This is a genomic window from Microbacterium suaedae, from assembly GCF_003254645.1.
Lineage (GTDB): Bacteria > Actinomycetota > Actinomycetes > Actinomycetales > Microbacteriaceae > Microbacterium > Microbacterium suaedae.
Map to the genome: position 1 here is coordinate 1 of NZ_PNFD01000003.1, position 26,279 is coordinate 26,279.

A 26,279-nucleotide genomic window follows, 5' to 3' on the forward strand; every position below is an offset into this window, starting at 1 on the left:
GCCGAGGTGGCATCAGCGTTCGACGCCGACGTCGCATCCGCCTGCGCAGCAGCCTGAGCCGCCACCTGGGCCGACGCATTCGCCTCCGAGGAGACGTCCGTCGATGCATCGCTGGACGCATCCGCGTTCGCCGCAACCTGAGCCGCAGCGGTCGCATCCGCATCCGCCGCAGCCGTGGCCGTGGTCGACGCATCCGCCTGAGCCGCAGCCTGCGCCGCAACCTGAGCCGCCGCGTTGCTGTCGTCGTCAGCGTTCGCCGACGCGGAGGCCGAGGCCGCCGCGTTCGTGTTCTCATCGGCGTTACTGCCATCCACATCACTGTCCGCGTTCGCCGCGGCCGCAACCGACGCGTCCGACGAGGAATCGGCGTTCGCGGCAACCGCCGCAGCCGATCCTGCGTTCCCGTCGGCGGCCGAGGTGGCATCAGCGTTCGACGCCGACGTCGCATCCGCCTGCGCAGCAGCCTGAGCCGCCACCTGGGCCGACGCATTCGCCTCCGAGGAGACGTCCGTCGATGCATCGCTGGACGCATCCGCGTTCGCCGCAACCTGAGCCGCAGCGGTCGCATCCGCATCCGCCGCAGCCGTGGCCGTGGTCGACGCATCCGCCTGAGCCGCAGCCTGCGCCGCAACCTGAGCCGCCGCGTTGCTGTCGTCGTCAGCGTTCGCCGACGCGGAGGCCGAGGCCGCCGCGTTCGTGTTCTCATCGGCGTTACTGCCATCCACATCAGCGTCGGCGTTCGCAGCCGAGGTGCTGTCGGCATCGGCGTTCGCGTCGGGGTCGGCGCCCGTGCCCGCGGCCTCGACCGTCAGCGAGCCGGTGGCGGGCGTCTGCGACACCTCACCCGTCGCCACGACCTCGAACGTGCCCGTAGCCGCGTCCGCATCCGTCATGTGCAGGAACGAGAAGGTCCCGTCCACATCCGTCATGACCGGACCGACCTCAGCGCCGTCGATCGTCAGCGACGCCGACTCTTCGGCGGCGAAGCCCGTGCCGGAGATCGTCGTGGACTCACCCTGCTGGATGGTGCCCGGGTCGACCATGATCGCCGTGTCGTAGACCGCGTCCGCGGCCTCGATCGTCAGCGAGCCGGTGGCGGGCGTCTGCGACGCCTCACCCGTCGCCACGACCTCGAACGTGCCCGTAGCCGCGTCCGCATCCGTCATGTGGTCGAACGTGAAGTTCCCGTCAACATCCGTCATGACCGGACCGACCTCAGCACCGTCGATCGTCAGCGACACCGACTCCTCCGCCGCGAAGCCCGAACCGGAAATCGTCGTGGACTCACCCTGCTGGATCGTTCCCGGGTCGACCAGGATCGCCGTGTCGTAGACCACGTCGGCGATCGAGTTCGCGCCGACTGATGCCTTCCCGAGGTTCACGGTCGCCCCGTTGCCCCCGATGAGAGTGATCTGCGTGGCGATCTCGGTGTAGGTGCCCGCACCGTCGTCCTCCTGGACATTGATGTTGACGCTGACGACATCACCGATCAGCCCGAACACGGGGCTGAGCTCGCCAGCCGCGGTCGTGATCACAGCCTCGATCGCGCTACCCGCCGTGCTGAGCGCGCTCGTGACGAGCGGCTGGACCAGGTCGGTGAGACCACTCGTCACTGTGGCAAGCAGCGGGTCGATGATCGGGTCGAGAAGCCCGAGAGTACCGGTCCCGCTGAGCGCGAGCGATTCCGTACCATCGAGCAGATCGCCGAGCGTGCCGTCGTAAGCGATGTCGAGACCGGCTGTGCAAAGCCCGGCTACCTCAAGCAAGCAGACACCCCCGCTGATGGAGACGGTGACACTGTCGAGCACTCCGTCGAGAGCGGCGTTGATCTCACCCTGCAGCTGCGTCAGCAGACCTTCAACCTGGTCGCCAATCGCCGTGAGCGTCGTCGCACTCAGAAGAGGTGTGTTCGGCGGGAGGTTGTTGACGTCGACAAGCTGCTCGAGATCAACGGCGATCGTGCCTGCACTCAGGTCGAGCGTCACGCCGCCAGCGGTTCGCACCTCGTTCAGCTCCGCGTTGAGCGCGCCCGCCAGATCGGCCGTGATGTCGACGGCCAGGTCGTTCGAGACGAGAGAGACGCCCGGCAGGAGGGAGCTGAGGAGGTCCAGGGAATCTGTGACGCCGGCGAGAAGACCGTCGACGACCTCATCTTCCAGAGCCTCGAGCGTCGTGCCGAGCGTGGTGAGCGCCCCGTTGGCGGTTGTGACGATGTCGCCGAGAAGCGGTGAGCCGACGTTGATCGTCGCGGACGCGATCTGATAGTCGCGGCAGTGATCCGGGGCCGCCAGATCGGCGCACGCGGTCGCCAGATCGGCCTGAGCGGCGTCAAATGCCGCGACGCCCGTGACAGCGCCAAGCGTGAGGCTCGCAGTGTCGAGCGCCGCAGTCTCCGGAAGGAGCGCCATGAGGTTGAGGCTTGCATCGGCGGGGAATGTGCCGTCGCCCGAGGTGTCCACAACACCCGCGTCACTGACGGCTCCGGAGGCTGCAAGCGAGACCCCGGCGTCGCGCGCCTCGGAGTACTGGTTCACCGCTCCGAGCGCCAGCAGGTCGCCGAGAGGGAGCGAAACTCCGTCGGCAATCGTGACATTGATCGCGCTGAGCGCCGTGATATCTAGGTCGGTCGTGTCGATCACCGGAGCGGGATCGCCCGAGTTGCTGGCTTCGGTCCCCGCGACGCCCGCGATCGAAGAGAGATCGATCGCGTCCAGAAGCGACCCGCTCACGAACTGAGAGCTGGACGCGGACTCGTCACCGGGCGCTGCCGAAGCGGGGACAGCGACGAGCCCCATTCCCACCATCGTTGATGTCGCGACCACGGCTCCGATACCGAGTCGCCTCCTCGTCAACCACCGGGAGCTGCCGCCCCCGGATCGACCCTGTTTCTGAGCGTGCACTGGATACCCCTCACATCGATACGTTCATCGAGCCCCGAGGCCGATCGAAGATGCACGGCCATCGTGGACGCGGCACAGGTCCGCGCGCCCAGCTTTGCGGTATACGAGCCTGGCGTCCAGTATTCTGGGAGGGAACTGAATAACGATTCGGTTACGGCGACGCGCTGATGACCTCGATCACCTGCTGTCCGTAGGCCTCGCGCTTCTTCGCGCCGACCCCCGTAATGCCGTCAAGTTCGGCGAGACTCGTCGGCCGATGCTCGGCGAGAGCCCGAAGTGTCGCATCGCCGAACACGATGTATGCCGGCACCCCCTGCTCTCGAGCCTGCGCTGCCCGCCACCCGCGCAGCGCCTCGAAGAGATCGCGATCCTCGGGCGCGAGCGTGTCGGCAGCTGTCGTCTTCTTCGCCGCCGGTCGAGAGCGCCGACCGATCACGTCCTGTCGCAGCGGCACGGGCGTCTCGCCCCGTAGCACCCCTGCCGATTCCGGCGTGACCGCGAGCGTGTTGTACTCACCCTGCGGGGCGAGCAGCCCGCGCGCGAGAAGCTGCCGGATGACGCTGCGCCAGTCTTGTTCAGACAGATCGCCGCCGATGCCGTAGGTCGCGAGCTGATCGTGCCGGAATCGGGTGACGCGCTCGTTCTCTTTGCCGCGCAGGATGTCGATCAGGTGCCCCGCGCCGAACGACTGCCCGCGCTCGCGCTGCAGGCGCACGATCGTCGACATCAGCTTCTGCGCGGCGACGAGCCCGTCCCAGGTCTTCGGCGGCTCGAGACAGGTATCGCAGTTTCCGCAGGGGGAGGACTCCTGACCGAAGTATCCGAGCAGGTTCTGGCGTCGGCAGGACACGGTCTCGCACAGCGCGAGCATCGCGTCGAGGTGCTGCTGCTGACGCATCTTCAGGGTGCGATCGCCCTCGCCCTGCTGAATCATCCGGCGCTGCTGCACGACGTCGCCGAGACCGTAGGCCATCCACGCGACGCTCGGCTCGCCGTCGCGCCCCGCTCGCCCCGTCTCCTGGTAGTACCCCTCGACCGACTTCGGCAGATCGATGTGGGCGACGAATCGCACATCGGGCTTGTCGATGCCCATGCCGAACGCGATCGTCGCGACCACGACGACGCCCTCGTCGCGCAGGAAGCGCCCCTGATGCGCCGCCCTCATCTCGGCCGGGAGACCCGCGTGATACGGGATCGCGTCGATGCCCTGCCCCGCAAGATAGGTCGCGGTCTGCTCGACCGACTTGCGACTCAGGGCGTAGACGATCCCCGCGGCCCCGTCGGGCTGAGAGCGGATGAACTGCAGCAGCTGCCGACGAGCGTCGACCTTCGGCTCGATGCGGTACTGGATGTTGGGGCGATCGAAGCTCGCGACGAAGTGCCGAGCGTCGCCGAGACGCAGCCGCTCGGTGATCTCGCGATGGGTCTCGCGGGTGGCCGTCGCCGTGAGGGCGATGCGCGGGACACCGGGAAACTGCTCGCCGAGCTCGCCGAGGGCGAGATAGTCGGGCCGGAAGTCGTGCCCCCACTGGCTGACGCAGTGGGCTTCGTCGATCGCGATGACGCTCAGCGCGCCGCGTGCGAGGAGCTCTCTCGTCTGCGGACTGCTGAGGCGTTCCGGCGCGACGTAGATGAGGTCGAGCTCGCCCGCGAGGTACGCGCGTTCGACCTCGGCGCGCTCGGCAGGCGCCTGCGTCGAGTTGAGGGAGGCCGCCGCGACGCCGTTGGCGCGCAGTGCCTCGACCTGATCGTGCATGAGCGCGATCAGGGGTGAGACCACGAGCCCGGTGCCCTCGCGCACGAGCGCCGGCACCTGGTAGCACACGCTCTTTCCGCCACCCGTCGGCATGAGGACGATGGCATCGCCGCCGCCCACGACCTGTTCGACGATCTCGGCCTGCTCACCGCGGAATGCCTCGTATCCGTACACTGTCTGGAGCGCCTCGAGCCCCGTCCCGAATCGCGGGGCGCGAACGGCTCGCCGCTCGCGCGGCGCGTCGGCCGGAGGCGAATCCGAAGCGAACGGATCGGCCCACTCGATCGCGCCGCCCGTGTACTCGGCGTATGCGTCGTCGGGCGGCTCTTCCGGCGGAATCCAGCCGTCGTCGGGATCGAAGTCATACGGCGGCTGCGTCATGCCCCCAGCCTACGAGCGACGACTGACAGGCATCCGCCTCCTGTGGACAACTCGATCGCAACTGAGGGCACCCTCACTTTCTCGGCGGATCCGCACGAAAATCGGCTCCCGCAGGGGGTCGCTCACCGTAGGCTCGGAGTGTGTCCCGCCCCTCTGTGCTCTCGACGCGCGTCCTGCTCGTCTGCGCCGCGATCGGCGTCGCGACAGGCCTCGTCGGCGGTATCGAAGGCTGGCTCGCCGTTCCGGTTCTCGCCGCGACCCCGTTCCTGTACGGCTTCCTCCTCGGGGTGCACGTCCTTCCGGGGATCATCGCGCAGGAGCTGTTCCGCGGACCGTGGGTCGCGCTCCTCGCCCACGTGCTCGCCGCATTCGTCAGCTGCGCGATCGCGCCCGTCTACGCCCTGCAGTTCCTGGGCACGGCGCTGCTGTTCGGGGGGATTCAAGAGCTCGTGGCCGCGGCCTTCCGCTATCGGGCGTGGGCATGGTGGCGATACACGCTGTCGGCCCTCATCATCGGAGCGGGCATCGCTGCCGTCGTGTGGATGGCCGCCGACCTCGCACGCCTGCCCGAGTGGGCGCAGATCGCGTACATCGCCCTGTCGATGCTCGGCCCCGTCGCCTGGACACTCGGCGGCCTCGCCGTCGGCCGCTCCCTCGAGCGGGCCGGTGTCGTACCCCGGCGCCGTGTCGCCCGGTGACCGCGCCGATCGTCGCCCTCTCACGTGTGAGCGTGACGCATGAAGGCGCGAGCCGCCCGGCGATCCGCGATGTGTCGTTTGCGATCGCCCCCGGCGAGGTCGTGCTGCTCGCGGGGCCGAGCGGATCCGGCAAGTCGACCCTCGCGCTCACGACCAATGGGCTGATCCCGCACGCGATCGACGCCGAGGTAGCGGGATCCGTCACCGTGGCCGGCATCCCGACATCGCAGGCGACACCCGCGCAGCTGGGCACGCACGTCGGGATGGTGTTCCAGGATCCCGACGCGCAGGTCGTCACGGGATCCGTGCGCGATGAGGTCGCGTTCGCCCTCGAGAATCTGCTCCTGTCTGCAGACGAGATCGCCGCCCGCTGCGAGGATTCGCTGCGCCGCGTGGGCCTGTGGGAGCGTCGGGAGGAGGATCCGGCCGTGCTGTCGGGCGGCGGACGCCAACGGCTCGCGATCGCGTGCGCCCTCGCGATGCGGCCCGCGCTCATCGTGCTCGACGAGCCGACCGCGAATCTGGATCCGGACGGTGCCGCCGACGTGTACTCGGCCGTGCGGGACGTGATCACGTCGGGTGATCGATCGCTGCTCGTCATCGAGCACGACCTCGCCGCGGCCCTGCCGCTCGCGACGCGGATCCTCGTCCTCGATCACGAGGGACGCCTCGCCTTCGACGGCGCCCCCTCCGACGTCCTCCGCGACCACGCCGACGAACTCCGCACCCTCGGCGTCGCACTCCCGTCGCCGCCCGCGAGCGAGACCCTCGCGGGCGCGCGCACCAGCGCGGATCCGATCATCACGGCGCGCGATATCGCCGTCGCGCGCGGCGGCCGCGACGTTCTGCGCGACGTCTCGGCCGACGTCCCCCGCGGATCCTTCACTGCGATCATCGGCCCCAACGGCGCCGGCAAAACGAGCCTCGCGCAGGCGCTCGCGGGCGTGATCCCGGTCTCGCGCGGGGCCGTCCGCGTCGAGGGCGAGGATCCGTGGCGACCCCGGCGGCGCGCACGCGCGGTCCGCTTCGTCTTCCAGAACCCCGAGCATCAGTTCGTCGCCCACACCGTGCGCGACGAACTGGCGCACGACCTGCGTCGCCTTCGCCTGCCGCGTGACGAGGTCGAGACGCGCGTCGCGCGCATGCTCGACCGGCTCGGGCTCGCCGACCACGCCGATCAGCACCCGTCGCGACTCTCCGGCGGGCAGAAGCGGCGCCTCTCCGTCGGCACGGCCCTCATCGCGATGCCTCCGAGCGGCGTGCTCATCCTCGACGAGCCGCTCTACGGTCAGGACGCGATCCGCAGCGCGGCGCTCATCGACATGCTCGAGGACCTCCACGCGGCCGGTACGACGATCGTCGTCGTCACGCACGACGACGCGCTCGTCGCCCAGCACGCGACGCACGTCATCGAGCTGCCGGGAATGCAAGCAGTCGAGAGCGCGCCGACTCCCTCCACGGACTCCGCGCCCGATGTGCCGACGACGCGACGACCGCGGGCGCTCGACACCCTCAACCCGCTTGCGAAGTTCGCCGCGGTGATCCCGGCGATGATCGGCCTCGTGCTGACCCGCGACGCGATCACGCCCGCGATCTTCCTCGCCCTGTCCACCCTCGCCCTGCTGCTCGGCACCCGCTTCACGCGGCAGATCGCGCTGTGGCTCGGCGTGGCGCTCCCCGCGATCGTCATCGTCCTCGCGACGGGATTCGGCGTGTGGAGCGGGCTCGAGGCGGGCATCGCGACCGCGCTGCGCCTCGCCGCCCTGCTCGCGCTCGCGCTGATTCCCGGCGTGACGAGCGACGGCGTCGACACCGTGCGCGCCCTCGTCGCGCAGCTCCGGATCCCGTATCGCATCGGCTACGCGGCGCTCGCGGCGGTGCGGTTCGTGCCGCGTTTCCGGTACGAGCTCGGGGTGATCCGCTCGGCCCGGCGGGTCCGAGGATCCGCGGTGCGCGGCCCCGCCGCCGTCAGTCTGCTGGTGCCGCTGCTCGCCGGCGGGATCCGGCACGCCGAGCGCGTCGCGCTCGCGATGGACGCCCGCGCCTTCGGTGCGTACCCGACCCGTACCGAACGCCGCGAGTGGCGCTGGCGCGCCCCCGACACAGCCTGCGTCGTCGTGGGCTGGGCCGTCACTGCGGTGACGTTCGTCGTGGGCGCGCTGCACTGACGGGCAGCGGGACTCTCCGGCTCAGTACCCCGGTGCGGCGGGGAGACCCCAGAACTCCTCGTACGTCTCGTATCCACCCTCGTGATACGCAGTCGCGAGCTCGACGCCGACGTAGCGAAGGTGCCACGGCTCGGCCTCATAGCCCGTCGTCGCCGTCGTGTGCGCCTCGTATCGGACGATCCACCCGTGCCGCCACGCATTGTCGGCGATCCACTGCCCCTGCGGCGTCTCGCCGAACTCGTACATCGTTCCGCACGCGGTCCCGTCGCACGCCACGAGGTCCGCGGCGAGGCCGAGCTGGTGCTCGCTGTACCCGGGGCGTGCCGAGGTGAGATCGGCACCTTCGGTTCCGCGCAGATCGACCTGGGATCCGTAGGCATCGACCTGCGTGTCGTATGAGCGATACCCGCTCTCGAGCCCGATCTCGCCCGCGCCGGCGTCGAGCGCGGCAGATGTCATCGCGTCGAGCGACTCGGCGGCGGACGGATCCAGGTGCGCGCCGATCGGACTGTACGTCGCGGGGGCGACGAGCTCCGGCACGAAGTCGATCGGATCGATCGGCCGCTGCTTGTTGACGACGACCCAGTCCCAGGCGGGATGGCTCAGCGAGATGCAATCGCTCGCGCGACCCGCGACGACGCCCTCGCGGAACGCCGAGCCGCCGCCCGCGGCGACGACGAGCGCCTCGGGGTCGCCCGAGGCGATCGCCTCGTCGACCGAGGGCGAGCAGAACGCGGCGGATTCGTCCCCGTCGCTCGCGCGATCCGGTTCGTCATCGTCGAGATCTGCCTGACGAAGCGGGATCCCCTGCGCCTCCGGGGTCGCGGCCTCGACGGTGGGATCCAGCGGGGCCGGATCCCCGAGCGCCTGCGTGCCCGCGCCGTCGCCGCGGAGATCGCGATCCGCGCCTCCCGCCGAGAGAAGCGCGCCCGTGACGAGCATGGCGCACGCCGCGAACGCGGCGACCGCCGTTGCGACCGCCCGGCGGCGTCGACGCGTGACGCGTCGACGCCGCTCAGCGCGGCGCGAGAGCTCAGGGGGCGCGGTGGTCACCGTGCCATCGTCTCTGCTCCGGGTGTCTTCGCCCTGTACGCGCGCCGAAGAGGCCTGCTATTCGGCCCGTCCGTACGTGACGCCCCAGCTGAGCTCCCACGTCTCGCCCGGTTCGATCCACCGCAGGCCCTCGCCAGAGTTGAAGGCCTCAGGCGGCATCGTCATCGGCTCGACGGCGACGGCGTAATCCTGCCCCGGGTAGGACGCGGTCGTGAACACCTGGAGGTAGTCGAAGTTCTCGTCCTGCCAGATCGTGACCTTCTGCCCGTCGGGCGACTCGAGGGTCGTGCCCGCGAGGCCCTCGGCGTCGCGGGAGAGCGTGCCGAAGGCGGTGTCGAGATCGACATCGCCGAGACGGGCCCCCTCACGTAGATCAGTCTCGTCGCGGACCGGCTTCTCGGCCGTCGGCAGCAGGCGGTCGTCGACCTCGAACCACGTCGACGCCGGGAGTGTGAGGCGCAGCTCGCGCGGATCCACGCCCTCGATGAAGAAGAACGGGTGCGTGCCGACTCCGGCGGGTGCCGCGTCGGCGCCGACGTTCGTGAGGCGGTGGGTCACGAGGATCCCGTCGTCCGTCAGCTCGTAGACGACCTGCGTGACGAGCGCGAAGGGGTATCCCTTCTGCGGCACGACGGTCGCCGTGAGCGTCGCGGACGCCTCGTCCTGCTCGATCACGTACGGCGTGTACCGGAGCAGTCCGTGGATCGCGTTGTCGAGCGCCGGCTCGGTAAGCGCGAGCTGCTCGTCGTACTCGGCGCCGTGCGGATCGGTCTGCGCCCAGCGGCCGTCGCGGATCCGGTTCGGCCAGGGCACGAGAACCGAACCCGACCCGAACGGCGTCGCCGTGTGCTCGGGGTACGGCGTGACGATGGCGGTGCCATCGACCGTGAGCCCGCGCAGTGCGGCGCCGACCTGCGCGATGTGCGCGGTGACGTCGCCTCGCGTAAGGCGGATCTGCTGGCCGGTGGGATCGACGGGGGTGTGAGGCATGCCCCCTATTCTTGCGCACGCTCCCGACCGCGCTTCGCGCCGTGTCGCCGAGCGCCGCGGCCGCACGCATGCTCCCCGGGTCCTCACGCGCCGGCGCACCCCTCGCATGAAAAGAGGAGACCTCACGAAACGAGGGCGGATCCGCGGTGCGGGCCCTCGTTTCGTGAGATCTCCTCGATTCGTGACGGGATCAGGCGACGGGCGCGCCCGAGATCTCGTCGAGCACGACGTCGCCGGGGTTGGCGTCGCGGAACGGCGCATCGATCTCGGCGCGCTGCAGCAGCTCGCTCATGCGACGGCGACGATTGCGCGGGATCAGCGTGACGACGCGGCCCTCACGGCCCGCGCGACCCGTTCGACCCGAGCGGTGCAGGTACGTCTTGTACTCGTCCGGGGCGTCGGCCTGCACGACGAGGTCGACGTCGTCGACGTGGATCCCTCGCGCCGCGACGTCCGTCGCGACGAGCACATTGATGCGGCCGTTCGAGAAGCGCTCGATATTGCGCGTGCGCTTGGCCTGATTGAGGTCGCCGTGCAGCGCGATCGCCCGGATATCGGCGTCCTCGAGCTGCTCGACGAGCTGATCGGCGAACGCGCGCGTGCGGCTGAAGACGATCGTGCGCCCCTCGCGATTCGCGAGCTGCTCGATGACCTCCCGCTTGCGACGCTGATCGACGACGAGCACCTGGTGGTCGATCGTGCCCGAGTCCTGGTCCTCACCCGAGACCTCGTAGACCTGCGGATCCTTGAGGAACTCGTCGACGAGCGCCGACACCTCGCGGTCGAGGGTCGCGCTGAACAGCAGCTTCTGCCCGCCGTCCTTCGTGAGGCGCAGGATCCGCTGCACCGGCTCGAGGAAGCCCAGATCGCACATGTGGTCGGCCTCGTCGAGAACCGCGATCTGCACCTGGCTGAGGTCGAGCTTGCCCTGGGTGTGGAGATCCTCGATGCGGCCCGGGGTGCCGATGATGATGTCGACGCCCTTCTTGAGCGCACCCACCTGTCGCGCCTGGGGGACGCCGCCGTAGACCTGCGTCGTGAACAGGCCGACGCTGCGCGCGATCGGCTGAACCGTGCGGTCGATCTGCAGCGCGAGCTCGCGCGTCGGGGCGAGGATCAGCGCCTGCGGCGAACGACCGAATGCGCGGGTCCCGCCGTCACGAGCGCGCAGCAGGCTCTCGACGAGCGGCGCGCCGAAGGCGATGGTCTTGCCGGATCCGGTGCGTCCGCGGCCGAGCACGTCCTTGCCCGCGAGGATCGGCCCGATCGTCGCGGCCTGGATCGGGAATGGGCTGACAGCACCCTGCTCGCTGAGCACACGGCAGATGTTCTCGCCAAGGCCGAGATCGCCGAAGCTCTGGCCCTCGACCACATCCGCGGCCACCGCCTCGGCGCTCAGGCGCTCGTGCACGACATCGATCTGCTGCTCGTGCTGCGCCGAGCGCTGCGGCGCCTCGCGGCGCTCCTGCCAGGCCTTCTCGCCGTCGTGCTGCGCACGCGCCGGACGGTCGTCGCGGTTCTGGCGGGACGGGCGGTCGCCACGGACATCGCGGCGCGGGGCGCGGTCATCGCGGTCGAAACGACGCGGGGCGCGGTCGCCGTTCATGCCGCGGTCATCGCGGCCAGCGCCACGATTGCCATCGAAAGGACGGCCACCGCGATCATCCCGACGAGGGGCACGATCATCCCGGTCGAAACGACGCTCCCCACGGTCATCACGGCCAGCGCCACGATTGCCATCGAACGGGCGGCCACCGCGATCATCCCGCGCAGATCCACGGGCACCATCGAAACCGCGCCCACCGCGATCATCCCGGTCGAAACGACGCGCACCACCACCGGAGCGGTCACCGCGGTCAAAACCACGTCCGCCACGGTCATCCCGCGCAGATCCACGGGCACCATCGAAACCGCGCCCACCGCGATCATCGCGGTCGAAACGACGCGCACCACCACCGGAGCGGTCAAAGCGACGTCCGCCGCGGTCATCACGCGCAGATCCACGGGCACCATCGAAGCCGCGCCCACCGCGGTCGTCACGACGCGGGGCACGATCATCGCGGTCAAAGCCGCGGCCACCGCGATCATCCCGACGCGGGGCGCGGTCATCGCGGTCAAAGCGACGTCCTCCGCCACCGGATCGGTCACCGCGGTCAAAACCACGTCCACCGCGATCGTCACGCGCAGATCCACGGGCACCATCGAAACCGCGTCCGCCGCGGTCATCCCGGTCGAAACGACGCGCACCGCGGTCATCGCCGCGCCCACCCCGGTCGTCGCGGAAGCGCCCGCCGCCACGACTCTCGTCGCGGTCGAAACGGCCTCCGCCGCGGTCGTCACGGGCGGGACCGCGGCCCGTGGGGCGCGCGCCCTGGTCACCGAAACGATCCTGACGACGCTCATCGCGATTCTGACGGTAGCCGCCCTCGGCGCTGTCGCGGCGGGGTCCGGATCCGTTCCCCTGCGCGGCGCGATCATCGCGCGTCCAGCGCGGCTTGCGGGATCCGCTGCTCGACTTGCCGTAGCGAGGATCGAAGTTCCGAGCGGGGCGTCCGCCCGCGGGTTTCTTGTTCTTGGGCATGCGAAAGCACGCACCTTCCGTAGGTGTCATTGCGGCCGAGAAGGACACAACACACACCCGCGCATACGACGCGGCATCCTAGAGCCGACACGCCAGAGTATCTTGACGCCCTGGGAAACCCCCGGGCTGGGCCGGTCCGCTTCGACGGAGATTCTTCCATTCCACGGATCCGCCATCCGGATCCGATCCTTCGAACGGAAGAATCTCCGCAGTTCCGGACCGGTCACGGAAGCACCCCGGGACCCGACCCACCAAGCGGGCGGACCCCCGCAGTTCGCGACCGGCCGCGGAAGCACCCCTCAGCTCGCGAGCTCCCCCACGACGTCGTCTCGCCCCGTCCACGCCGGCGCGGCCTCGATGAGCGCGCCGAACCTCTCAAGCCGAGCGGTCGACGCGGCATCCGCCGGGGACATGACGATGATCCGCGTGCCACGGCCGGGATCGATCCACAGGCTCTGGAAGTGGGTGGTCAGCCGGCCGGCCCGCGGCGATGCGTAGCGGCGCAGCCGAGGCCTCTCGTCCGCGACCTCGTAGTCATCCCAGTAGCCGCGGAAGTCCGCCGACTCGCTCCGCAGCCGCTCGATGAGGACCTCCCAGCGGGGTTCATCTCGGTGCTCGGCGGCATGGGCGCGCAGCCTCGCCGCGATGTCCGGGAGCACCAGCGACTCATCGACGAGGCTGCCCCGCCAGGTCGGGTTCGTAAACATCAGCCAGGCACAATTGCGCTCATCGGGAGCGAAGGCGTCGAGGTCGCTGAAGAGGAAGCGGTAGGCGCGGTTCGCCGCGACGATGTCGTAGCCGTCCGTCTGGATCGCGGCGGGGAACGGCAGCAGCTGCTCGAGCACGGCGACGTGCTCGGGGCGCAGGCTCATGGGCGGCAAATGCGCGACCGCCGGGGCGCGATCCGCGAGCACCCGCATGTGACGCCGCTCGGCCTCGTTCATGCGCAGCACCCGCGCGACGGCTTCGAGAACCTGCTCGGAGACGCCCGTCGCTCTCCCCTGCTCGAGCCAGGTGTACCAGGTGATGCCAATGCCCGCCTGCTGGGCGACCTCCTCGCGACGCAGGCCGGGCGTGCGTCGACGACCGCTCACGGCGATGCCCGCTTCTCGAGGCGAAACACGCTCTCTCCGGGCACGCAGAAAGGCGCCGAGCTGACGGCGACGCTCGTCGGGATCGTCCATGCCTCCATCCTGCGTGCCACGCGCCCGCGGATCCAGATGGTGTCAGTAATAGGATGAATGCACTTCTGGTAACAGGATCCCGATGGGTCGACGGTGGATCCATGACCACCACATCCCCCGTCGCAACGCGCGCATCCACCGGGTTGACTCCCCGCGGCCTCGCCGTCCTGCTCGCGGTCTACGTCCCCGTGAACTTCACCTTCGGATCCGTCAATGTGCTCGCCGACGCGATCGGACGAGACCTGCACGCGGGCGCCGCCGGACAGCAGCTCGTGCTCGCGTCGTTCACGATCGCGTTCGCCGCTTCCCTTGTCATCGGCGGCCGCCTCGGAGACCGGTACGGGCGCCGGCGGATCCTCATCATCGGCGCGCTCGGCGTCGCCGGCTTCAGCATCGCGACAGCCTTCGCCCCCGGGATCGGGGTGACGATCGTCCTCCGCGTGCTGCTCGGCATCGCCGCGGGACTGCTGACGCCTCAGGTGCTCTCGACGATCCAGGCGACGGCCGCAGGCGCGCTCCGCGTGCGCGGGCTCACCCTCTTCGCGGCGATGAGCGGCGTGAGCACGGTGCTGGGGCAGATCGTCGGCGGCGTGCTCGCCTCGGCCCTGCCCGAGCACATCGGATGGCGCGCCGTGCAGATCCTCACAGGGCTCGTCGCCGCCGCCGCGCTGCTCGGGCTGCGTGCGATCCCCGAATCACGATCCTCGGCGCCGCTCGTCCTCGACCGGACGGGCGCCGCGCTCCTCGGAGCCGGACTGATGCTCGCCGTGCTGCCCCTCACGGTCGGCCGCGCAACGGGATGGCCTACGTGGACGATCGCCGCGCTCGTCACCGGCGCGGGCGCACTCGCCGCATTCTGGATCCACCAGCGGCGCGCCGAAGCGCGCGGCATCCTGCCCGTCGTGCCGCCGAGCGTGCTGCGCATCGTCGTCGTTCGCCGCGGCCTGGTGATGACGCTGCTGTTCTTCACGACCTACGGAGCGTTCCTCTACGAACTGTCGGCGCTCGCCCAGGGCCGTTTCGGAACCGGTCCGCTCGGCGCCGCAGGTCTCGTGCTGGGATTCGGCGTCTCCTTCATCGCGACGTCGATCGCGCTCCCGCGGATCCTCGCCCGGCTCGGTGCGCACACGATGGTCCTCGCCGGCGTCACCCAGGCCGTGCTGATGCTCGCGGTGACGGCGCTGGAGGTCGCGGGCGCGGCCGATCTCGTGACGCTGCAGCTCGTCCTGATCCCGATCGGCGTCGCGCAGGCGATGATGTTCGGTCCCGTCCTGCAGACCGTGCTCTCGCGGGCGCCAGAATGGGCGGCCGGCGTCGCGAGCGGCCTCTTCACGACCGTGCAGCAGCTGGGCCTCAGCATCGGCGTGGCGCTGCTCGGCGGCGTGTTCTGGAGCATCGCGGGGACGGATCCGGCAGGGATGGACCGCGGCGTCGGCGTCGCGTTCGCGATCCACGCCGCGTGCGCCCTCGCCTTCGCCGCCCTCGCGCGATCGGTGTCGGCGCGCTGATCGACGCGAGATACTGACGATCGCGCGAGATTCTGACGGATCAGCCGTCTCGGTCAGAATCTCCGCGCGATGTCAGCATCTCGGCGATCCGTCAGCGCCGGCGGCGTAGGGGCGGCGCAGCGACGATGCCCTCTCCCGCGGGCTGCACGCCAGCCGAATCCGTGGGCACCTCGGCCGCGGATCCGCCACCCGGAGCATCCGGCGCGGGGCCGTCGCTGCCGGCATCGCCGTCCGGTCGCGGACCCCGACGGTTCGCACGCCGCTCCTTCGCACCCTCGACGAGGTTGTACAGCGTCGGCAGCACGATGAGCGTGAGGAACGTCGACGAGACGAGCCCACCGATCACGACGATCGCGAGAGGCTGCGAGATGAACCCGCCGTGCCCCGTGATCCCGAAGGCCATCGGCGTGAGCGCGAAGATCGTCGCGAGCGCCGTCATGAGGATCGGGCGCAGACGCATCGAGGATCCGGCGAGCGTCGCGTCGTGCGCCGAGAGCCCGTGGCGGGAACGGTACTGATTCACGAGGTCGACGAGCACGATCGCGTTTGTCACGACGATGCCGATGAGCATTAGCACGCCGATGAGGCTTGCGACCCCGAGCGGCACACCCGTGACGACCTGCAGCAGGATCGCTCCGGTCGCCGCGAACGGCACCGAGACGAGCAGCAGCAGGGGCTGCCGCAGCGACTTGAACGTCGCGACCATGACGATGTAGATGATGAGGATCGCGGCGAGCATCGCGAGCCCGAGCTGCGCGAACGCGTCCGCCTGGTCTTCCGCGACACCGCCGATGGACGCCGTCGCCCCCTCCGGCAGCTCGGCCGCGTCGATCGCGGCCTGCACCGATGCCGTCGCCGTGGCGAGATCGTCCGTCGCCGGTGGCACCGTGATGGTGGCCGTGCGCTGACCGGCGACCGTCGTGATCGACGACGGGCTCTCGCTCCGTTCGACGGTCGCGATATCGCCGAGCTCGACGACGCCGGTCGCGGTCGGGACCTCGAGGCGCCGCAGTTCATCCTCCGTCGACGGCGGGTCCTCGCTCGCGACGTAGACGGTGAGCGACGTGTCGTCGATCTCGACCGTCCCGGCCTGCTGCGGCCGCATCGCGCTGTTGACGAGAGTGCCGACGGCGGCCTCGCTGAGACCGCGATCGGCCGCGGCCTGGCGATCGACGTCGACCGAGATGAACGGCATCGCGGCCTGGAGGTCGTTCGTGACCGCGCCGATCCCGTCGCGTCCTTCGAGCTCGGCCGTGAGCGACTCGGCCGCCGTGCGCAGCTCTGCGTCGCCGGCCGCGTCGACCTGCACCGTGATGTCGCTCGAGGCTCCCGGCGAGGCCGCCGACTGCACGGCGATCTCGCCCGCGCCGTCGATGCCGGAGACCGCATCCTCAACATCGGCCCGCACGGCCTCCTGGTCGGCGTCGGCGTCGGTCATGATCGAGTAGGTGATGCCTGTGCCGCCGGACATCATGCCCGCCAGAGGCGAGGATCCGGATCCGATCGTCACCTGAACCGTCTCGACGCCGTCGAGCCCGACGAGCGCCGCTTCGACATCAGCGGCCGCCGCGTCCTGCGTCTCGAGGCTGGCGGTGTCGCCGAGATCCTGCGTGACGGTGAGCGAGTTCTGCCCCGTGTCACCGAGGAAGTTGACCTTCATGAGCGGTGCGAGGGCGACCGTCCCCACCATGACGACGGCCGCGAGGCCGAGCGTCGACCACGAGTGCTTGAGCGTCCACCGGAGGATCGGCGCGTACGCCCGCTGCAGTCGAGACGGCGGGGCGTCGGGGTGCTCCGGATCGATCCGCTCGCCCGCATCATCCACGAGCGGCTTGCCCGGACGCATGAACCAGTACGCCAGGACGGGCACGATCGTCAGGGCGACGAGGAGGGAGGCGAGCATCGCGATCGTGACGGTCATCGCGAACGGTCGGAACAGCTCGCCGACCATGTCTCCGACGAAGACGATCGGCAGGAACACCGCGACCGTCGTCACCGTCGATGCGGTGATGGCGCCCGCGACTTCGCGCACGGCGAGACGGATCGCGTCGCCCTTGTCTGCGCCTTCGACATAGTGCCGCTTGATGTTCTCGATCACGACGATGGAGTCGTCGACGACGCGCCCGATCGAGATCGTCAGAGCGCCGAGCGTGAGCATGTTCAGGGAATACCCGAACGCCTGCATGCTCGCGAACGAGATGAGCACGCTCGTGGGGATCGAGATCGCCGTCACGAGGGTGGATCGGATCGACAGCAGGAACACGAGGATCACGAGCACCGCGAAGACGAGCCCGAGCACACCCTCGACGGCGAGCGTCTCGATCGACTGCACGATGAATGGCGCCTGGTCGAACACCACGGTGAAGCTCGCCTCGGGCATCTGCGCTCCGACGTCGTCCAGCGCGGCGATCACGCCCTCCGACACGTCGACCGTGTTGCCGTCCGGGAGCTTCGTCACCGAGATCGAGATGGCGTCCTCACCGTCGACGCGCGAAATCGACGTCACGGGGTCGTCCTCCACGGCGACCTCCGCGACATCGGCGATCGTGCGCGCTTCAGGCATCGTCACCGCACCCGTCGCCGGATCGACCTGCGGCTCCGCGCCGGAGACGAGGGGCAGCTGCCGGATGTCATCGACCGAGGTGATCTTCACGCCCGTCTGCACGGTCAGCGTGTCGCCGTCTTCCGTGATCTCGCCGCCCGGGAAGAGATTGCCGTTCTGCTGGAGCGCGTCGACGACGGCCTGCCGAGTGAGGCCCGCGCTCTGCAGACCCTCCGGGACCGGGGTGATCGTGACTCGCTCCCCCATCGCGCCCGATACGGACGCCGTTCCGACGCCGTCGACGTCCTCGATCGCCGGGATCGCGAGATCGTCGAGACGATCCTCCGCCTGGGCCGCATCGTCGAAGCCGGACACGGCCACCTGAATGACGGGCAGCTCGTCGAGCGAGATCGAGACGACCTGCGGGTCGACGTCGGTAGGAAGCTGGCCCGAGATGCGGCTGATCGCCTGCTGCATCTTCTGCTCGGCGGTCGCCATGTCGGTGCCGTAGTCGAACATCGCCTGCACGACCGACGCGTTCGACGAGCTCGTCGCCGTCGTCGAGTCGAGGCCGGGGACCGACTGGATCGCCTCCTCGATCGGCGTCGACACGTCTCCCTCGACGACGTCAGGCGAGGCGCCCGGATAGCTCGTCGTGACGACGAGCGCGGGCAGCTCGACCGAGGGGATCAACTCCTGCTTGAGGCTCGTGAGCGACAAGCCGCCGAATATCGCGGCACAGATCGTGATGAGCGCGATGAGGGCGCGGTTCTTCAGGCTGAGAACGGCGAGATTCGACACAGAGGATCCCCGGAGATGTCAGACGGCGCGAGACGCGGATCCGCTTCCGATACAGGTGCGTATCCGCGATTCTCAGTCTTCCACAGGGCCCCAGGCACACCATCCGGTTTTCCGGAAGATCATCCTCAGGTACGACAGCGGGGTCATCCGTTCGGGTGGCGCCGGCGTCGGATCAGCGAGGACGTCCCTGCGCCGGCGTCGGACCGGGCCGCGCATAGGTCGCGACACGCCGCCGTTCGGGGCCGGAAACGACGAACCATCCGACGCCGGCGCAGTGCTCCCTCGCATCCTCCGACGCTCGCGCCACGGCAGAGGTCAGACGAACGCGAGGCCGAGCACGGTTCCGACCGCCGACGCCGCGAGGCAGACGACGAGCGTGCCCGCGACGTTCGCGATGGCAAGCCGGTAGCGACGCTGCCGCCACAGCTGCGCGGAGTCGACCGAGACCGTGCTGTACGTCGTGAAGCCGCCGAACAGACCCGCTCCCACGATCGTGAACCACGAGTACGACGCACCGACGACGACTGTGAGGAAGGCAAGGAAGAGGCACCCGACGGCGTTGACGAGCAGGATCGCCCACGGGAACCCGCCCCGACGCCAGCGCCAGAGCGAGACATCGACCAGCCAACGCGCGCCCGCGCCCGCACCCCCGGCGAGCGCGACACCGAGCACCATCAGCGGGCTCACGATCCCCTCCTCTTCCCGAGCCTCCGGCCCAGGGCAAGCCCGGCGAGCGCGCACGCGACGGCCGCCACCGCGATCACCAGAAGCACACCGAGGCCCGCAAGCCCGAACCACGCGACCGGCCCGGCGAAGTGCACCGCGAGGTACCCGAGGGCCGGCGCAAGCGCGCTGTACGACGTGAAGGCGCCCAGGAACCCGGTCCCGAGGAGCGCACGGCGTCGCGGGTGACGTTCGCCGAACATGCCGACGACGACACCGAGCACGGTCGACCCGACCACGTTGACGATCAGGATCGACACGACCCCGGCGTCATCGAACGTCAGCGCCCACCGCAGAAGCGCGCCCAGCGCGCCGCCCACGACGACGAGCGGCAGCTGGACCCAATCGATGCCTGGGCGGGCCTGCGTCACGCCTCGTCGAAGATCGGCTTGTCGTCTTCGATCGGCTCGTCGACCGGCACGACAAGAAGCGGCCGGTACTGGCGATGAGACAGGCGCGCGGCGACGGATCCCGTAAAGAACTCGCGGATCGACTCACCGAATCCGCGCTTGCGCGTGCCGAGCACGATGAGCGGCGAGTCGATCTTGTTCGCAAAGTGCTTGAGCGCGAGCGCCGGATCGCCAACGAGCTGAGTCGTCGACCACTCGACGTCGAAGCGCTCGAGGATAGCCGTGACCTGCGCGGTGACCGCGGCGAGCTCTTCCGCACCCGCGTCGATGTTGATGTCGATGGGCGCCGTGTGCGGCGCGCCGTCGGGATCCTCATAGGTGACGAATCGCGTCACGTCGACATGCACCACGACGAGCGGGACCCCGAGGAGCGTCGCGTAGCGGGCAGCCTCCGAAATGACGCGCGGGGACTGATCGGGGATGATCGCCGCGATGACGGCTCCGTGCGGCTCACCGGCAGGCGATTCCGCGGGGTTCTGGGCGTCGGACATAGATGCGCACCTCCTGGCCTGCGGAGCCCGCCGTTCAGGCCCCGTGGTATCCTGAATCCTACTCTTTCCCGGTGAATTTCCGGGTGCCATGAAAGCATGTATCTGAATAGGGTTCGAGAAATCACCCACAGATCGACGTTGAAGGGGGTCGACGCGCTATGGGGCGTGGCCGTCAGAAGGCGAAACACACAAAGCTCGCTCGCGAGCTGAAGTCGTTCAGTCCGACCGTGGACTATTCGGCACTTGAGCGCGAGCTCACGCACAACAACGACGACGAGTACGTCGACCGCTGGGCCGACATGTACGAAGACGAAGACGAGGACGACGAGCCCGCGAGGGTCTGACACCCTTTCTCCGCACGAAGAGCGCCGCAGGTGGTTCGCCTGCGGCGCTCTTCGCGTCATTCCTCGAAACGCCGCCGGATCCGCGCATCCAGCACGGCGAACACGGTCACGCCCACCGCGAGCAACCCGAGCATCGGCATGTAAGCGACGCGGAACATCTCCATCGAGTAGTCGTCCGGCGTGTCGGCACCCTGCAGCGTCAGCATCGCGCCCGTCAGCCAGATGATGACGAGCGCGCCGGAGAAGCCACCAGTGTTGACGACGCCGTTCGCGCGCGCCGCAAGGTGTCCCGGCACGTAGTCGCGCGACATCTCGAACGCGGTCAGCGACGCGGGCCCCCCGACGCCGGTTGCGAGCGCCAGCAGCGCCAGGACGATCACGGGCGTCGGTGTCGGCCACATCAACGCGAGGATCCACGCCGCGATCTGCAGGACGACGGATCCGATCACGATCCGCGCGCGCAGCCGCGGACGGCCCACGATCGCGCGGCCGATCACGAGACCGGCCACCATGCCGGTGACGGGGATCGCGAGGAGATAGACGCCGACACCCGCCGCGTCCAACCCCGCACCATGGGAGAGGAACAGCGGGCCCCACGTCACGACGAAGGCCGTGAATGCGGCGCTCGTCATCAGGTGCGCCGTGAAGGCGAGCCACGACCCCGTCTGGCGCATCGCCTCGCCGGTGCCGCGCAGCACGGATCCGAGGCTCTCCCCGCTCGCCGTCCGCGACGGATCCCGGCCCATCAGGGCGAGGATCCCACCCGCCGCGAGCGCGACGACACCGGTGAAAGCCGCCATGATCGAGTACCCGGTGGGCCAGCTCGTGAAGTCGACCAGGCGGACGAGCGGCGTCGCCGTGACGACCATGCCGAAGTTGCCGACGACGCCGATCATCTGCGTGCCGATCGCGATCCAGCGCGACGGCAGCGAGACCGCGGTCAGGCGCACGGCCGAGGGGAACACCATCGCATCCCCGAGGCCCGCGAAGGCGCGCGCCACGAGAAGTGCGCCGAACGAGTCGCCGAAGCCGATGAGCAGCTGGCTGCCGGCGACGATCACGAGGCCGACAAGCAGCACGAACCGCCCGCCGAGGCGGTCGATGAGCATGCCCACGGGTATCTGCGCCGCCGCGTAGACGAACAGCTGCAGGATCCCGAAGGCGGCGAGCTGATCGCTCGTCAGCTCGAAGCGATCGCTCGCGATCGCGCCCGTCGCCGACAGGGAGGTGCGCGACATGATCGCGGCGAGATACGCCACGCACGCGACTCCCCATACGGCGAACCGCAGCCAGGGGGCGGGATTCTTCAGGCGCGGCATGTCGCCTCGATCCTACGCGGTGGTACTGGAGGCGCCCGCTGTGCCCCATCACAACGCAGTCAATCCGGCGCCCTTCACGGCTTTCGGGGGCGTTCCGCCGCTGTCTCGGCCGAATCGACTGCGTTGTGTTGGGGACTGGGTGTGGGGCGGGCGGGATTCCGCAGCCGGCGGGCCCCAGCCCCGACGCGCAGTGACCTCACCTCGCACATCACAACGCAGTCAATCCGGCCCACGCGGGGCCCAGGGCCGGCAGAACCCGGGTGCGGCGGCCGAATTGACTGCGTTGTGTTGGGGGGGGTGTCGTTGACTCAGGATCTCAGCGCGTCGCTGGGCTGGATGCGGCTCGCGCGAATCACGCCCGCCAGCGCGCCGATGCAGGCGATGAAGATGCCGCCGCCGACCGCGACGAGTCCGAGCACCGGGTCGAAGACGGGCGTCCAGCGCCGGGCGATCGTGAGGGCGAGGATCGCCCCCATCCCGAGCGCGACGCCGCCGAGCCCACCGATCAGCCCGACGGCGATCGACTCTGCCGTGAGCATGCCGCTGATGTGGCTCCGTCGCGCGCCGATCGCGCGCCGCAGACCGATCTCCTCCGACCGTTCGCCGACCGATGTCACAGATGCGATGACGACCGAGGCGGTCGCAGCGATGAGAGCCACGATCGTGAGGATCGTCATGCTCATGGCGATGCTCTCCTCCACGCCGGCGCGGACGCTGTTCAGTTCGACGGGTTGGTCAATCTGCAGTGCGTCCGGGTGGTGCGGATCCATCACATGCGGCATCTCACCGGCCACCTGGTGCGCCGCACCCGTGTCAGTGACGACGTAGGCCGTAACGGTCGATGTCGGGATCCGGTCGGCGTCGGATCCGAGCACCAGCTTGCCCATGAGGTCGGGCGCGCGCGGCGAGTCGTCGATGATCCCGACGACGGTGACGGTGCGTCCGTCGACGTCGATCGTCGGCTCAAGATCGACGGCGGTGAGGCCGAGGTTGTCCGCGAGGTAGGCGCCGACGATCGCCGTGTCGGCGGTCAGCTCGCGCGTCGTGTCGCCTGCCCACGCGACGTCGAGTCGCAGCGCTTCCTCCACTTCTCCCGTGCCGAGGAGCGTGCCGGTGGACACAGCCCCGCGCGGCGGTCCGACGCGGACGCCGCGCGAGCCGACGTCGGCGAGGATCGCGGCGGCGGCGACCCCGTTCAGCTCGCCAAGCGCGGCGAGAGTCACGCCGGTCGAGCGCGGGATCGCCGGCGATACCCCGTCGCCGTCGACGCGCGCCGACACGTCGCGGCTCGTGACGACGTCGAACTCGCTCGATACCTGTGTCTGGGCCGAAGCCGCGAGCCCGAGGGTCGTGACGACGAGCGCAAGCGACAGGGCGACCGTCGCGACGAGGCCGAGGGCGCGGCCCGGACGGCTCACCGCGTTCGCCCACGCATCCCGGAGGCCGGCGAGGAACCGCACGTGCGACGCCCGCCCCGGCGGGACATCGCGCGCTGTCGACACCGTGCGTGACCCCGCGACACCTTCGCCACGCGGCTCCCCCGCGGGCGCCATCTGCGGCGCGCTCCGAGTGTCGTTTCTTGGCGACCCTTCCGATGGGTCGCCAGAAAGTGCGAGTGAAAACGGCGGCCGACTGCCCGTTTGTGGCGACCCATCGGCGGGGTGGCTCGCGTCTTCCACGACTCGGCCGTCGACGACGCGGATTCGCCGTTCGGCGTGCGCGGCGACCTGTTCCGAGTGCGTGACGACGACGAGCGTCGTGCCGACATCGCGCAGTCGCTCGAAGCTGCGCAGCACGGCGGCGCTGTTCTCGCTGTCAAGGTTGCCCGTCGGCTCATCAGCCAGCACAATCGGCGTCTCGGACGCGAGCGCGCGGGCGATCGCCACACGTTGGCGCTGGCCGCCCGAGAGGGTGCGCGGCGTGGTCCACGCGAACTCCGACAGGCCGACGGCATCGAGCGCGCGTAGAGCGCGCCCGCGCCGTTCCTCCGTCGGGACACCGCGGTAGTGCATCGGCAGCTCGACGTTGTCGACGACCGGGCGGCGGTCAAGCAGGTGGAAGCTCTGAAAGATGAACCCGATGTAGTCGGATCGCCGCGCGGCCGCGTCGCCGTCGCTCAGGAGGCTCACGTCGACCTCATCGAGGTGGTACTCGCCCGAGGAAGGTGCGTCGAGCAGACCGAGGATGTTGAGCAGCGTCGACTTACCGCCGCCCGACTCGCCCTCGATCGCCAGATACGTGCCCTGCGGCACGTCGAGATCGAGCCCACGCAGGGCGTCGACGCGCGGCGCCTCCCCATAGTGCTTCGCGATCCGCCGGAGGGAAAGCCGCGGCACTACGGGATCCTCACGAAGTCGTCGACGGCGAGAGCGTCGTCGCCCTTGGGCTCGATCGCGCTCGTGCCGTCGAGCGTGCCGAGTTCGCGGACGGGAACCTCGGTGAAGTCACCGTCGCCTGCCTCACGCAGCACGTAGCGGACGTCGCCTCGCGAGGCGACTGCCGTGCTCGGGACGAGGAGCGCGTCATCCGCGACGACGCTGCGCGTGACGGCGACGACCGCGTCCTCCCCCATCGCATCAGCGAGGGATCCGTCGACCACGGCACGAAAGGTGAGCGCGACGCCGCCCTCATCATCCGGTTCTCCGATGCGCTCGAGCGTCAGGGGGATCGGCTCGCCGCCGCGCTGCATTTCGGCGCCGAACCCGGGTTCCAGCAGCGCGGCTGTCGCTTCGAGCACGCTCACGGTGACAACGGGATCCCCGCTCGCGAATGCGATCGAGGCGTCGCCCGAGAGCGCGCCGACGGGCGGGAGCGACAGCGCCGTCGCGGGCAGGGATCCTGTGACGGCGAACGCCGACGCGGGCGCGACGATCGTCGTGCGAGCGGGCGGCTCCTCCGTGTCCTCGCCGGATCCGCTTTCCTCCTCGGGACTCTCCGGCGCCGTCTCCTCAGCGACCTCGAGCGTCGGCGCGGCATAACCGGCCTGCTCGTACAGAGCGCGTACAGCCCGCTGGGTTCCCGGCCCGTACACGCCGTCGGCCGCGACATCGAAGCCGGCTGCCCGGAGGGCGGCCTGCAGCTGCTCGACATCGCGCCCCGTATCGCCGTCGGCGATGTCGCGAAAGAACGGAAATGTGCCCGGCATCGCGAACACGGGCTGGTTGCTCACCTCGAGCACGACGTCGCCTGCCGCGATCGCGTCGCCCTCGGTGACGGGGTGCGCGGTGACGACCCCCGCGCCGTCCGCGGATCCGATGGGCGCCGTCGTGCGCCCGGACGCGGCGACGGTCCCCTGGGCGTTGATCACGTCGGCGAGCATCCCCTGTGTCACGGGCGCGGTGATGGTCGACGGCTCGGGCGCGACCGCCTCCGCGGCGATCTGCGCCGGCGAGCGGAAGGCGCTCGCCATCGCCCACCCCGCCGCGAGCATCACGGCGCCGGCAACGATGACGACGACGCCCGTGATGACCGGGCGCCGTCGTCGAGGATCCGCCGTGCCGTGGATCACGAGGATCCGCCCGCGGTCGCGTACTGCGCAATGATGCGGTCGATCTCGGCATCGGTCGCTTCGATCGCGGCGCGCTGCTCTTCGAATGCGGCCTGGTTTTCCTCGAGCAGCCGGGCTTCCCGCTCCCAGATCGCGTCGTAGAGCGCCTGGTGATAGCCCGATGACTCGCGACAGTCGACGTCTGCGAGCGCGAGATCTATCTCCGCTTGCGTCAATGGCGCTGGAGGTGTGTCCTTGGCGGGGTTGAGGCCAAACCGTATGCGGACTGACTCGGACGGCATCATGTAGGGACTATCGGGGAGGTCCTCAACACCATAAGCAGCAACACACTCGCGCCAGGCGTCGGCCGCGGTCGTCACCTCGCCACTCGCAGCCGCGCCCTGAAACGCAGAAGCTGCGAAGCTCGACGTGAAGTTCACAACGTCGTTGCCGTACGACGGCATCTCGTCGCCGAGCTCCGTCCGGCACGCATCCATCGCCTTGAGCTCGACGTCAGACCGCTGCGTGGTCCGGTACTCCTCCCACGCCGCGATCCCCGCGGGGGTACGAGAATCTGGGCCTCGGTACCCAACCTCTTCTGCCAGACCTCGCGTCAGCATCGAGCGCTTGTGCACCTGATCGCCATACGCAGCATCGAAGTCGACGAACGGGACAGCGATCTCGATCCCCTGCCGCGCGAGGCACTCGCTGAGTAGTAGCGCGCCCGCGTAGGAGCTCTTCTTCAACTGCATGTCGGACAAAAGGAAGTCGTCGAGCGGAAGAGTCCAGCCCTCAACGTTCTTACTCGGAAGCGTGACCGCCCCACCCGCGTTGCCTCCATCCGCAGATGGAGCGCAGCCCGAGGTACTGATGAGGATCGCGGCGGCGGCCACGAACACGGCCGCCCCTTGTGATCGCGCCTTGAAGGGGCCGAAGCTCATGT

The 26,279-nt window shown here is 69.7% G+C and carries 17 protein-coding genes and 1 pseudogene; 4 read left to right on the forward strand and 14 right to left on the reverse strand.

Annotated elements, in window-relative coordinates; genetic code table 11:
- The coding region (locus C0012_RS09615) for a choice-of-anchor G family protein (RefSeq protein ID WP_110589774.1) at nt 1–2,795 on the reverse strand (2,795 nt) is incomplete at its 3' end.
- A 256-nt stretch (nt 2,796–3,051) separates the two neighbouring features.
- Nucleotides 3,052–5,037, reverse strand: a complete 1,986-nt coding sequence (gene recQ, locus C0012_RS09620; RefSeq protein ID WP_110589775.1) for a DNA helicase RecQ — start codon at nt 5,035–5,037, stop codon at nt 3,052–3,054.
- Between the two features lie 140 nt (nt 5,038–5,177).
- Here recQ and C0012_RS15705 point away from each other — a divergent pair, with 140 nt between their 5' ends.
- Entirely contained in the window at nt 5,178–5,735 is a 558-nt protein-coding gene (locus tag C0012_RS15705) for an ECF transporter S component (protein ID WP_110589776.1), read from the forward strand.
- Nucleotides 5,732–7,903 carry an energy-coupling factor transporter ATPase gene (locus C0012_RS09630; RefSeq protein WP_269777940.1) on the forward strand — a complete coding sequence of 724 codons (2,172 nt, stop codon included), beginning with the start codon at nt 5,732–5,734 and terminating at the stop codon, nt 7,901–7,903. The genes C0012_RS15705 and C0012_RS09630 overlap by 4 nt, the downstream gene beginning before the upstream one ends.
- Nucleotides 7,904–7,924: 21 nt before the next feature.
- On the opposite strand, the gene C0012_RS09635 is transcribed toward C0012_RS09630, so the two are convergent.
- The 4 genes and pseudogenes from C0012_RS09635 to C0012_RS09650 form a co-directional block, all read right to left on the reverse strand.
- Nucleotides 7,925–8,956, reverse strand: coding sequence for a M15 family metallopeptidase (locus C0012_RS09635; protein ID WP_110589777.1), 1,032 nt, complete (start codon nt 8,954–8,956; stop codon nt 7,925–7,927).
- Nucleotides 8,957–9,013: 57 nt separating this feature from the next.
- Nucleotides 9,014–9,946 (reverse strand): aldose 1-epimerase family protein, encoded by a 933-nt coding sequence (locus tag C0012_RS09640; RefSeq protein WP_110589778.1) that lies wholly within the window; start codon nt 9,944–9,946, stop codon nt 9,014–9,016.
- A 190-nt stretch (nt 9,947–10,136) separates the two neighbouring features.
- Nucleotides 10,137–12,122: pseudogene (locus C0012_RS15870) on the reverse strand (DEAD/DEAH box helicase); the annotation flags it as partial.
- A 704-nt stretch (nt 12,123–12,826) separates the two neighbouring features.
- Nucleotides 12,827–13,711: a helix-turn-helix transcriptional regulator gene (locus C0012_RS09650; protein WP_110589780.1), complete on the reverse strand. Its 885-nt coding sequence runs from the start codon at nt 13,709–13,711 to the stop codon at nt 12,827–12,829.
- A gap of 101 nt (nt 13,712–13,812) precedes the next feature.
- Between C0012_RS09650 and C0012_RS09655 the strand changes: the two genes are divergently transcribed.
- A complete protein-coding gene (locus C0012_RS09655) occupies nt 13,813–15,219 on the forward strand; it encodes an MFS transporter (protein ID WP_198411120.1) in 1,407 nt (468 codons plus the stop codon).
- A gap of 91 nt (nt 15,220–15,310) precedes the next feature.
- On the opposite strand, the gene C0012_RS09660 is transcribed toward C0012_RS09655, so the two are convergent.
- The 4 genes from C0012_RS09660 to C0012_RS09675 form a co-directional block, all read right to left on the reverse strand.
- The gene (locus C0012_RS09660; RefSeq protein WP_110589782.1) at nt 15,311–18,562 is read right to left on the reverse strand and encodes an efflux RND transporter permease subunit; all 3,252 of its coding nucleotides are present in this window, start codon (nt 18,560–18,562) and stop codon (nt 15,311–15,313) included.
- A gap of 315 nt (nt 18,563–18,877) precedes the next feature.
- Nucleotides 18,878–19,249, reverse strand: a complete 372-nt coding sequence (locus C0012_RS09665; protein WP_162621912.1) for a fluoride efflux transporter FluC — start codon at nt 19,247–19,249, stop codon at nt 18,878–18,880.
- Entirely contained in the window at nt 19,246–19,656 is a 411-nt protein-coding gene (locus C0012_RS09670; protein WP_232527872.1) for a fluoride efflux transporter FluC, read from the reverse strand. The genes C0012_RS09665 and C0012_RS09670 overlap by 4 nt, the downstream gene beginning before the upstream one ends.
- Nucleotides 19,653–20,186, reverse strand: a complete 534-nt coding sequence (locus C0012_RS09675) for a universal stress protein (protein WP_110589784.1) — start codon at nt 20,184–20,186, stop codon at nt 19,653–19,655. The genes C0012_RS09670 and C0012_RS09675 overlap by 4 nt, the downstream gene beginning before the upstream one ends.
- 158 nt (nt 20,187–20,344) lie before the next feature.
- Between C0012_RS09675 and C0012_RS09680 the strand changes: the two genes are divergently transcribed.
- A complete protein-coding gene (locus C0012_RS09680) occupies nt 20,345–20,530 on the forward strand; it encodes a DUF3073 domain-containing protein (RefSeq protein ID WP_110589785.1) in 186 nt (61 codons plus the stop codon).
- 56 nt (nt 20,531–20,586) lie between these two features.
- On the opposite strand, the gene C0012_RS09685 is transcribed toward C0012_RS09680, so the two are convergent.
- From C0012_RS09685 to C0012_RS09700, 4 genes are all read right to left on the reverse strand, one after another.
- Nucleotides 20,587–21,849, reverse strand: a complete 1,263-nt coding sequence (locus C0012_RS09685; protein WP_110589786.1) for an MFS transporter — start codon at nt 21,847–21,849, stop codon at nt 20,587–20,589.
- Between the two features lie 308 nt (nt 21,850–22,157).
- The gene (locus tag C0012_RS15580) at nt 22,158–24,185 is read right to left on the reverse strand and encodes an ABC transporter ATP-binding protein/permease (RefSeq protein ID WP_110589787.1); all 2,028 of its coding nucleotides are present in this window, start codon (nt 24,183–24,185) and stop codon (nt 22,158–22,160) included.
- On the reverse strand, nt 24,185–25,357 hold the full coding sequence (locus C0012_RS09695) for a peptidoglycan-binding protein (RefSeq protein ID WP_110589788.1): 1,173 nt from the start codon (nt 25,355–25,357) through the stop codon (nt 24,185–24,187). The genes C0012_RS15580 and C0012_RS09695 overlap by 1 nt, the downstream gene beginning before the upstream one ends.
- Complete coding sequence (locus tag C0012_RS09700; RefSeq protein WP_110589789.1) at nt 25,354–26,277, reverse strand: hypothetical protein; 924 nt, start codon at nt 26,275–26,277, stop codon at nt 25,354–25,356. Before C0012_RS09700 ends, C0012_RS09695 begins: the two co-directional genes overlap by 4 nt.
- Nucleotides 26,278–26,279: the final 2 nt, after the last annotated feature.